The sequence below is a fragment of the Herbaspirillum sp. B65 genome (assembly GCF_000333555.1).
Classification (GTDB): domain Bacteria; phylum Pseudomonadota; class Gammaproteobacteria; order Burkholderiales; family Burkholderiaceae_D; genus Herbaspirillum; species Herbaspirillum rubrisubalbicans.
Genome location: NZ_BADI01000167.1, coordinates 1 through 10,370 on the forward strand (window position 1 = coordinate 1; position 10,370 = coordinate 10,370).

Here is a 10,370-nt window from a genome sequence, read left to right on the forward strand (position 1 = left end):
GCGACGATTCCCAGCACCGTGGCACCGGCCAGCGCCGCGAAGGACGACGGCGGGATCGGCACCCACACGTCTTCGCAGATCTCGATATGGAAACGGAAGTCGGCAATATTGGCGATCTCGAACAGCAGATGGCTGCCGAAGCCCACCTCCTGCCCCAGCAGACGCACGCGCCGGGTGACGGCGCAATCGGCGCTGCTGAACTGGCGCGCTTCGTAGAATTCGCTGTAGTTGGGCAGGTAGCTCTTGGGCACCACGCCCAGGATGCGGCCGTTGTGAACGACCACGGCGCAGTTGTAAAGCTGGTGATCGACCTTCAGCGGCAGCCCCACGACGAGCGCCGCGGGAATGCGCAGCGAAGCTTCCAGCACCGCCTGCAAGGCCTGCAAGGAAGCATCAAGCAAGGCGCGTTGCTGGAACAGGTCTTCGCAGCTATAGGCCGACAGGCCCAGTTCGGGGAAAGACACCAGGGCCGCGCCACGGGCGGCGGCCTGTTCGGCCAGGGCGATGGTGCGCTGGGCGTTGAAACCGGGATCGGCGACCTTGCAGTCCGGCACGGCCACCGCGACGCGGGCAAAACCATGGTGATAGAGATTGAAGAAGGGGCTGGGCATAGATGATCTCGCACTCCGTGCGCATCGCCGTGGCGGCGACGCAGTCTGTTCATTTTGCGTAGAATGCCTGTTCCAGCGTGGCCGTGGGCCACACCATCTAACGCAGGTCACTCGCAGTCCATGGATTATCGCACGCGAATCGTTTCTTCTCTGACCGAGATCGGCCAGCAGCGCTGGGATGCGCTGGTAGCGGCCCAGGCCGAAGGCAATCCCTTCCTGTCCTACGCCTTCCTGCACGCCCTGCACGAAAGCGGCGCGGCCAGTGCCGATACCGGCTGGGAGCCGCACTACCTGACGCTATGGCAAGCCGAGTCGCTGGTGGCGGCCTTGCCGCTGTACCGCAAGTTCCATTCCTATGGCGAATACGTCTTCGACTGGGCCTGGGCCGAAGCCTACCAGCGCCACGGCGTGGACTACTACCCCAAGCTGCTCTCGGCGATTCCCTTCACCCCCGTGCGCGGCGCGCGCCTGATGGCCGTCGACGACACCGCGCGCGGCGCGCTGGTGGCCGCACTACGGGCGCTGCAGGACCGAAATGAAGTTTCCTCCACCCATATCCTCTATCCCCCGCCGGAACAGGCGCAGCAACTGGCTGACGCCGGTTTCCTGCTGCGCAGCGGAGTGCAGTTCCATTGGCGCAATGAAGGGTATGGCAGTTTTTCGGAATTCGTCGACACGCTGGACCGCAAGAAGCGCAAGAACATCCTGGCCGAGCGCCGCAAGGTGGCCGAGCAAGGCGTGCGCTTCGTCTGGCTGCGCGGGGCCGAGATCACCGAGGCGCACTGGCGTTTCTTCAACCGTTGCTATCGCCACACCTATGCGGCGCACTATTCCACGCCCTACCTGAACCTGGATTTCTTCGGCCGCATCGGTGACACCATGCCGCAGCACCTGCTGCTGACGGTGGCCCTGCGCGGCGAGGAGCCGATTGCTTCTTCGCTCACCGTACATGACGACGACACGCTCTATGGCCGTTACTGGGGCGCGCTGGAACACGTGCCCTGCCTGCATTTCGAGACTGCGTATTACCAGCCGCTGGAATTCTGCATCGCCGAGAAGCTCACCTGGTTCGAAGGCGGCGCCCAGGGCGAACACAAGATGGCGCGCGGCTTCCTGCCGCAGAAGACCTGGTCGGCACACTGGCTGGCGCATCCGGGGTTCTATGATGCGGTGGAACATTTCCTGGCGCGGGAAGGGGGCGGGATCGATGGCTATATCTCGGAACTGAACGAACGCAATCCCTTCCGTGATCCGCCGCGCTGAAGATGTGCAACAAGCCGACCTGCGTACAGGGGTGACACAATAATGCCGACTGACCGAGCCTTATTCCTCGACGCCTATTACAGTGCGTGGTCCAGCCACTGGCTGGACCACGCGCAACTTCATCAGGCAATCAAAGAATCTTCAAACGTGCTATGGATCGGTAGCTACTTTGAGCTTGCCACAGCCATCGCCGATTCATCTTGGGTCATCGTTGATCTGGACCCCGAGATGTTAGCCATCGGCCGACAGCGACTTCCCAAGGTGTTAGCCGTACAGGCGGATATAACACGGCTGCCCTTCCGAGAATGTTTCGACACCATTGTCGTGCTGGGTGCTGTCACGGCCTATCTTCACAACAATACCCTGGTAGAGCGGGCGGCTCAGTCACTCAAGGCGGCGCTTATTCGGCATCCGTCAGCGCGTGTCCTCATCGATGCCTACGACCTTGATTCAATACACTGCTCAACATACTTTGATTGTCGAGGCGAATGGACCTTTGCAGACGCCCGCTATACCCATATGGCGCAAACCCAGATATCAGCCCGCAGCAATGGCGTATTCCTGTCTACCCTTACACTCTCGAAAGGAGAGGAGCAGGAACGTAGCACTGAGCATTTCCAGTTTTATCAGCGTGCCTATGCCAGCTGGGAACTGGCTGAATCGTTCGAAAGCCAGGGGCTAAGACTCATTGAACATCATGCAGATTCTCAGCATGGCCGCTTTTATCATACATACACCCATACTTAGAAGCTGGCGCCTGCTGAGGGGCAATGTGCAATGCAAGTCAACTATGAGCTTTTTGATTGCCTGACTCATGGTTGGATGCTGGCACTACACCGCGCCAAGCCTCCAGGTCTTTCCCGGTCAGTGGGTTTCCTCCCACGCTCGCCAGAATTTCTGCAGGCCATTTTGGTTTGTCTTTGATGTGGAAGCACAACCAACCCACCAGTCCAAATGGGATGGTGAACCATACAAAAAACGCAGTAAACATTTGCGCCAACACCATGCCAACACTCGGCGCATGTCGTCCCGGACCAATGAGCGGTTGGCCCCAACACAAAGCGCCCCACAATGACTGCGTAGCCGGTGGCACATACGGACCATCATCTTGCACAAAGAGAGGGCCTTCATGTTCCATGAAGCGGCGCACATGTTCCCAGCGGTCTAACAATAGCTGCACCGCCAAGGCATTGGTGCTACCACCCACTTCAAACTGGGCCACCACCGTGGGATCTTGTGGGCTTTGCACTACCACACAAGAGAGCGAAGCGAGTTCTTGGGCGACATTACCTGTGACCACGCGAGAGCGCGTGACTTGGCCGCGTATACAAGACCAGTCGTAGGTCTGGATTTGATACTTGCCACCACCCCACAGCGGCAACCAGCGAAACAACAGTGTTTGGTCAAAGAACACATGCACCTTGCCTGCGGCACGGTCAAAGAGCACAGGGGCGTAGCGGTAGCCGGTGATGTCCCAGCGAATCAGAAAGTAAAGAACTGTGGCGCTAAATGCATTCCCGCACATTAGCAAAGATCCCCAGAACCATCCGAATGACCCCAGTCGTGCGATAAGTTCATAAATGAGGAGAAAAATAAGAGGAGAGGACAACAATGCACCAAACGCTGCCATTCCCGACATCCCCGCGATTTGATCAGAGTAAGCCAACCCATGCGGATAGGCTTCGATGACCGAACCGCTTGTATTGGGGGTGCGGCTCACGCTCAAGCTATGCGGTGGCAGTAGCACCGCATCAGTGCCCAACCCCTTAAAGGCAGGCTCGTTATGCAGCGCAAAAAAAACGTCACTGGCGGCTTGCCCCGTCCAGTCGTACAGCACAAAGTCACTCTCATTGGCAGCTGGACCATCTGGCTCGAACGAACCATAGGGCTTACCTTGCGCCCCTTCTTGTTGAGCACGCTGTGCAATGCGTGCGGCTTTGCGGTCACCCTTGCTCATCATCTCTCACTCGTAAAATAGTCCGTATTGGGTCAGTCGCGCTTGACTTCCAAGGTATCTCGTGCAATGGACACCCGGGTACGAAGGTCATATATCGTATAGGTAAATCGCACAGACTCTGCGGCTTTCCATGACGGCGCGTCTAGCGGCAGCTTGAGGCTGAATACGTAGTGTCCACTGTCTTTATCTAGCGTCATGGGGGCTACGCCATCTGTTTGTGGAAGTGCGCTGGCGGGAGAAGGTGTCAGCTTGTAGGCCACGCGATGGTTTTCGTCACCCGCACTGGCTTCGATACGGGCCTCCAGCACGTCGGCACTGACATAGTTGGTGTGCCATGTGAGCGTGGCTTTGACCCCGACGGAAAGGGCATTGAAACCATCGACCTCGGCGGCCAAACCACGCTGTGCCCAGCGAATCATGGCTTCGGCGTCACTCTTGTTTTGTGGCTCTTCGGAGGCTGCGAACTTGCCTTCACTGCGTTCACCGTTGCCCCAATAGCTGCGCTTGAGGAAGACTTCATTAAGATCATCTTCCAAACTCTCTGCATACAACATACCTGCAAAACCCAGCACCCCCACCACAATGCCAATGCCTGTGAGCGATGTTCCCAGTAGTTCAGCCGCTACCGCACCACCAAGGCGGGTAACTATGAGCCGTGAAACAGCAAAGCGGGCTACCGTAGCGTTGGCAAAGGAAATAGTAGTGCCACCAAGTAGCGTGACTAAAGATATTCCAAAAAATACGGAGCTACCAAAATAAACATTGGCTGCAGCAGAATCGCCTCTTGCCAAACGAGATCTGTATTTCGCAAACGCAGCAACAGCATCAAATCCCGAACTCGCCGCCCCAGCAATACCCGCCACCAACCGCAAGGACGCCGCCATCGTAATACGGCTGGCCAACACCAGCTTGCTACCAGAGGCCTTGATTTCAAACACCGCCGCCGCCAGGCCAAACCCTCCCTCGAACAACCCCGCACTGCTGCCCATCACGGTCATCAAGGTATCGGCGTAGGCATAGCCTTCTTCGTCCTGGAGTTTGCTCAATGCACTGAGCAATGCCCGGCACTGAAAGAACCCCACGATCGCCACCACACCACCCTGGCGCGACCAAAAGGCTTTCTTGCTGGCCTGGGCAAAGCTGGCTTGCTCCTGGATCAGATGCAGTGCCGTGGACTTGGGCAGCTTGAAGCTGTGCGATAGTTTGCCCAAGGTGCCTTCGGCCACCACGTCCACCAGTTCCTCGCCTTGCCGGATGGCTTGGCGGGTGAGTTCGGCCAGTTTGGCCTCGGTCAACATCAGCGGCTGAAACTCGGCAAGCTGTAGCGCGGGGGTGTCGTGGACGCTGAGCTTGCGCAGGGTGTTGCGGCTTTGGCGGCGGGTCTGGCGGTTGGTGCTGCTTTTGGTCTCCAAGCTGGTTTCAAAGGTTCTGGGGCGCAGGCCTGCTGCCATCGCATCCAGTGTCTCCCCGGTCGGCAGCTTGACCGCGATGGTGACATACCGCTCTGCTTTGGGGTTGAGCATGATGTTCATGATGGCCGCCGTGCGGATATGCACCGCAAATGCGTGCATGACTTTTTCCGAGGTGGTCAGTGCGGCCCCTAGTTGCTTGGCCCGTTGCGGGTCCAGCATGACGGCTTGCAACTGTGCGGCTTGCTGCTGCACCTGGAGCAGGCTATGAATATGCGCTTCATGCTTTTCATGTCGAGCGTGCAGGGCTTCTTGCATGACTTCGGGCAACTCCCCGATCAGTCCATTGATCTTTTCGGCCGTGTCTTTGTGCTTGCCCGGGTCGCTTTTGATGGCGCTGAACAGGCCCCACGGCTCCAGCATGGCTTTATCGATCCATGTGGCCGGTGCCTCGGGATCTTTGCCATAGGCTTTGGCGAGCTCTTTGACGGTGAGGGGCGTAATGGCGCCACCGCCCCATATTTTTTCCTGCGCGCCCAGGTGGTCCAGGTACTCCTCGACTTGCTGCCGCGCTGTGCCGTGGGCGGCCTGGGGCTTGATGAGCGATAACTGCTGATTGAAGTCGTGACGCACGGTGACGGCCAAGGGAGCAGCGGTCAACCACTGCACGTAGTCGCTGTCAAACTTGGCGATATGGGCTTGCCATTGCTCCAGCCCCGCCTTGAATTCGTCACGGAATTGATTCAGTTCAGCCATGCGTAGCTTGCCGTGATAGCGCTCGATGCGCGACTGGCTGTCGGCTCTTGCTATGCCTTCCAAGCCTTTTTGTACTTGCGCTTCCGGCAGTGTGACCCGGTACGTAACGGGGTTGCTGCGGTTGGCCGTGATGGTGGTGCCTGGCGGGTAATACGGTTTTCCGGTCGCCCGCTCCTGGGCACGCATCTGTTGCAACTCTTCTTCGGTGATCGTCAGATGTTCCCGATAGACACCGGCGTTGCGCAGCTCTTTCTGGTAACTGAGCTTTGCTGAAAAAACCCAGTGCTCGATCATTTCGACGTGCAAAGCGGAACGCAGCTTCCAGCTTCGCAATGCATCATGGCCTTTTCCATTGGGATTGGGGGCGCCCGCCACCCATGCCTTTTGCGCTTCCACAGCACACAGGCGCAAGTGGTTGAGCTGCTCGATGACGCCCACGTCATCCGGCAACATGAGCAACAGCGATTTGTTGAGGTACAGACTCGGATGATCGAGTTTTTCCGCGGCACGCACGGCATTTTCAAGGGCTTGCGCTTGTCCGATGCGCACACTGTCGAGCGGGCGCAAGGCAAGCTCAAACGCCTTTTTATATGCGGGGCTGGCTTCTTTCACGAAATCTGCGACGTTGTGCTCCAGCGACGCCGCATTGAGCGGCAGGCATCCGGTCTTGGGAAACTCGCCTTGCATGACGATTTTTTGAGGATGCAGTTCACGTCCGCGCAAGTCCCTGAGCTTCTTTTTGCCTGCCGGCTTGCCATCGGGGCCGGGCACATCCACCAAGGGGTTCTCTGCATACTGCTGGAGCACGGTGGCTGACCACAAACGCGGCGTATAGGCCAGCCACACGGTGGCGATGTTCTTGGCGCCAGCGATACTGATGAGGTGCGCCGGCAAATTGGCGCCGCCACGCGAGCATTGTTTGGGTTCTGAAGCATTGACAAAGCCGTCTTGCAGCTTGGCGTACTGCTTCACACTAACCTGATGCATGATTTTGCGGGTCAGTCCGTTGGCCATCACTTGCCAGACATCCCAGCGCTCATTGTGCGCAAAGTACAGCTTGATGTAGCCGGCGCGTGCAATGCGGGCGACGGGCACGGTGGCTTCGCGTTTGATGCTGGCAAACTCTGCATCAAAGCTCGGCGCCCAGGCGTAGCCCGCATCACGCAAGGCTTGTGCGTGCGCCTGCGCCACCACCGAGGGCGTGACCACCTGGATTTGCAGGTCCGCACGATGGCAGGCCTGGCACGCAGCCTTGGCGCTCAGTGGCGGCGTCCCGGCGATGGCGTTGATGGTGTGGTTGGCCACTTGCTGTTGGTATTCTGCCGCTGCTTCATCAAGCATGTTTATCTTCCTGAAATCATGTTTTTATCCCCCCAACCCGATTTAGTTAGTTCTCTTGCTGCTTCAGCGCGCGCTTTGCCCAATAACGGTCTAATAAGGCAGGCAGGCTCTGGCTGAGTTTGTCACCCTGCTGCACCGCGTTGTTGACTGCTGCAATCCACTCGGCATCCTCTGCAAAGCCACTGGGCATCTGCATGGCGGTAATGGCATAGACCGCGATATCTTCACCATCGAGTCCAAGCTGTCGTGCGCGGTGCACCCATTGATGTAGCTGCTCCTGGGCGTCCGGCTGGAGGGGGCGGGCAGTGTCCTGGCATAGGTTTTTCCACTGCTGGAGCAGTTGCTGTACCAGCGGCACGTTCTCCAGTTGCAGCCACTGCAGGGTGTCCAGTCGCACAGCGGTGGGCGGCAATGGGCTCCATACAGCTTCATGCCCAGCGGCATAGGTCTTGAGTCTGCCGTTGCTATCATGGGCGATCCACACGCCCTGCCCCAGCAGGCTCTGTTTCTGGGCGGCGGTGAGCGTAGGCCAGAGCACCTCCAGATAATCGGGGTTGTACCAACGCACCCAGGATCTGCGCCGGTGGATGTCCATGCCGCTGGCGGAGGCACTGATGCGCACACCGATCTGTGCGGCAGTGTCGGGGCTGACTATCCAGCCACATACCGCCCGTTCAGCCTGTCCGGGATCATCATTGGTCTGCAGTATGTTGACCCGCTGCTGGAGCAGCGTTTCCGCATACGACTGCGAAATGCTGCTCTCCATCAAGGGGTCGTCCATGCCCGCATCGGTTTCCAGCATATAGGCCGCGACGCGGCGGCAATCCAGCGTGATGAGGCGCGGACATGCATCTTCAGGCCAGCCGGCCACATTGAGGGTGGCCGGCTTGATCAAGGCAACGTCACGTTTGCTGTCACCCAACAGTTCAAGGGGGTCCGCCAGCTCGGGGGCATAGACCAAATGAAGGTGAGACTGTGGCTGTTGGGCCTTGATCGCGGTAATGGCATCCAGTATGGCGCGACGAAAGTGTGACAACCCTTGCTGTGTGGGATTCATGAGCACTCGTTAAAAGTCCGGAAACATCGATATGCAGGTTTGTTGATCTATTGTCTGCAACACAAAATTGTGGTGGCTCGCCAGATATTTCTGAATGCAAACGACAGTCCATCCGCTTGCTTGAAACGCCCACTACAGCTTGCATCGAGCGTAACTGCAATGTCGGGTATAGGACTATTCTTCTCCTGTTCAGTTCATCGGCTCTTCGCATTTCTGAAGGGCAGCGGCTCGCGCCCCAGCGCGCCGAATGAGAATGAAAAGGCGTAAAAAAGCCGGTCCGTGCATCACACGGACCGGCCTTCACACAAGGATATGAATGATTCTATTTATTTATAGCCAACCCGATCCAGCATCTGCAACACCTTCTGCTGGTTGGCCCCGACCGCGCCCACGTTGATGACTTCGGCCTTGAACGGACCCATCTTCACCAGCGCCGGGTTGTCGGTCTTCACGCTCTTGACGGCGGGCCATTCATTGTTGCCTTCGGCGAAGTAACGCTGCGCCGAATCGCTGGCCAGGTATTCCAGGAATTGCACCGCCTCAGCCTTGTGCGGGGCGTGCTTGGCCACGCCGCCACCGGCGATGTTGACGTGTGCGCCATAGGTCTTCTGGTTGGGCCAGACGATGCCGACCTTTTCCATCAGGGCCACGTCTTCCGGCTTGGTGGAACGCAGCAGGCGCGCCACGTAGTAGGAGTTGGAAATGGCCACGCCGCACTCACCGGAACCGACCGCCTTGATCTGGTCGGTGTCGCCACCCACCGGTTGACGCGCCTGGTTGGCGACCATGCCCTTCAAGATGGCTTCGGTCTTGGCCGCGCCATCATGTTCCAGCAGCGCGCCGAACAGCGAGACGTTGTAGGGGTGCGAGCCGCTGCGGGTGCACAGCTTGCCCTTGTTCTTGGGCTCGCCCAGGGCTTCGTAGGTGTCCACGTCTTCCGGCTTGACGCTGGCCTTGTTGTAGACGATCACGCGGGCGCGGGTGGAGAAGCCGAACCACTGCGTGCCTTCGCTACCCTCCTTGCTGTGCAGGTTGGCCGGGATGCGCTCATCGAGCAGCTTGGACTTGACCGGCTGGAACAGGCCCTCGCTCTGCGCCTTCCACAGGCGCGCCGCATCCACCAACAGGATCACGTCGGCCGGGCTGGACGCGCCTTCGCTCTTCAAGCGCGCCAGGATGCCGGCATCATCGCCATCGACACGATTGATCTTGATGCCGGTGGCCTTGGTGAAATCGGCGTAGAGCGCGTCATCGGTCTGGTAGTGACGTGCCGAGTAGAGATTCAACACTTTTTCCTGCGCGAAGCTGGAAGCGGCAATGGCAGCCAGCATGGCGCCGAGGGCGAGTTGACGGGGGAACATGGACCATCCTTTTCAAAAAGAGTGAACGACCGCCGTGGCGAAACGGGGTTTTCTTTTTGGCGCGGAAGGCGGTCCGAGGGACTGGGCTGTCGCAGTGGGCGATCTCGGGATCGCCTCGTTGTGGCTCATGGCTGAGCGGTTCATTGACCGCTGGCGACTATAGCACAAATAAGAAGCATTATCATCTTCCTCGCCGTGCTCCCCCATGAATCACAACCTGAACAGCAAAACGCCCTTGCCGGCAGGTGCGCGGCAAGGGCGTTGTTCAGGCAGGGGGATGAAGACAGATGTCAGAGATCTGAGTTCAGAGATCAAATGACTTTGACCGCGAAGTCCACGCCGATGCCGGCCCACCATTCCTGCTCCTTCTGGAACCAGAAGGAAATGCTGGGATGTTCCTTGATGTAGTCGCGCCGGATTTCCAGGTCGACCCGGGTCTTGAACTTGACGCGCACCTTGTCCAGGTCCAGCGTGATATGCGCATGACGGAACATCACCGCCAGTCGCAATGCCAGCACGGCCTTGGCGAAATCGACATCGGCCAGCATCTCGCTGATCTTCTTGAGGTTGCCCTTCTGCCCCAGGATCAGGGTACTCATCAGGCGTGCTCGCGGG

Annotated in this window: 7 protein-coding genes and 1 pseudogene; 2 read left to right on the plus strand and 6 right to left on the minus strand. The window is 58.6% G+C overall.

What is annotated here, in order from left to right:
- Nucleotides 1-611 (minus strand): nitrilase-related carbon-nitrogen hydrolase (locus I5W_RS04220; RefSeq protein ID WP_044528296.1); only part of this gene is annotated, 611 nt, incomplete at its 3' end.
- Nucleotides 612-731: 120 nt separating this feature from the next.
- On the opposite strand from I5W_RS04220, the gene I5W_RS04225 reads away from it, so the two are divergent.
- Together I5W_RS04225 and I5W_RS04230 are read left to right on the plus strand one after the other, a co-directional pair.
- Complete coding sequence (locus I5W_RS04225) at nucleotides 732-1,874, plus strand: GNAT family N-acetyltransferase (RefSeq protein ID WP_199901699.1); 1,143 nt, start codon at nucleotides 732-734, stop codon at nucleotides 1,872-1,874.
- Nucleotides 1,875-1,916: 42 nt separating this feature from the next.
- Nucleotides 1,917-2,621, plus strand: a complete 705-nt coding sequence (locus tag I5W_RS04230; protein ID WP_044528298.1) for a class I SAM-dependent methyltransferase — start codon at nucleotides 1,917-1,919, stop codon at nucleotides 2,619-2,621.
- Between the two features lie 37 nt (nucleotides 2,622-2,658).
- Here the strand turns inward: I5W_RS04230 and I5W_RS04235 are convergent, their stop codons facing one another.
- The 5 genes and pseudogenes from I5W_RS04235 to I5W_RS04255 form a co-directional block, all read right to left on the minus strand.
- Nucleotides 2,659-3,831, minus strand: coding sequence for a DUF6708 domain-containing protein (locus I5W_RS04235; RefSeq protein ID WP_044528299.1), 1,173 nt, complete (start codon nucleotides 3,829-3,831; stop codon nucleotides 2,659-2,661).
- Nucleotides 3,832-3,863: 32 nt separating this feature from the next.
- On the minus strand, nucleotides 3,864-7,337 hold the full coding sequence (locus I5W_RS04240) for a T6SS effector BTH_I2691 family protein (RefSeq protein WP_044528300.1): 3,474 nt from the start codon (nucleotides 7,335-7,337) through the stop codon (nucleotides 3,864-3,866).
- A gap of 46 nt (nucleotides 7,338-7,383) precedes the next feature.
- Nucleotides 7,384-8,394, minus strand: coding sequence for a hypothetical protein (locus I5W_RS04245; protein ID WP_252716887.1), 1,011 nt, complete (start codon nucleotides 8,392-8,394; stop codon nucleotides 7,384-7,386).
- Between the two features lie 326 nt (nucleotides 8,395-8,720).
- Entirely contained in the window at nucleotides 8,721-9,755 is a 1,035-nt protein-coding gene (locus I5W_RS04250; protein ID WP_044528302.1) for a Fe(3+) ABC transporter substrate-binding protein, read from the minus strand.
- A gap of 311 nt (nucleotides 9,756-10,066) precedes the next feature.
- Nucleotides 10,067-10,370: pseudogene (locus I5W_RS04255) on the minus strand (Ppx/GppA phosphatase family protein); the annotation flags it as partial.

What these genes read in the sequence shown, in the direction of transcription:
- I5W_RS04225 (WP_199901699.1), top strand. Translation starts at nt 732, where the DNA reads ATGGATTATCGCACGCGAATCGTTTCTTCTCTGACCGAGATCGGCCAG.
- I5W_RS04230 (WP_044528298.1), top strand. Translation starts at nt 1,917, where the DNA reads ATGCCGACTGACCGAGCCTTATTCCTCGACGCCTATTACAGTGCGTGG.
- I5W_RS04235 (WP_044528299.1), bottom strand. Translation starts at nt 3,831, where the DNA reads ATGAGCAAGGGTGACCGCAAAGCCGCACGCATTGCACAGCGTGCTCAA.
- I5W_RS04240 (WP_044528300.1), bottom strand. Translation starts at nt 7,337, where the DNA reads ATGCTTGATGAAGCAGCGGCAGAATACCAACAGCAAGTGGCCAACCAC.
- I5W_RS04245 (WP_252716887.1), bottom strand. Translation starts at nt 8,394, where the DNA reads ATGAATCCCACACAGCAAGGGTTGTCACACTTTCGTCGCGCCATACTG.
- I5W_RS04250 (WP_044528302.1), bottom strand. Translation starts at nt 9,755, where the DNA reads ATGTTCCCCCGTCAACTCGCCCTCGGCGCCATGCTGGCTGCCATTGCC.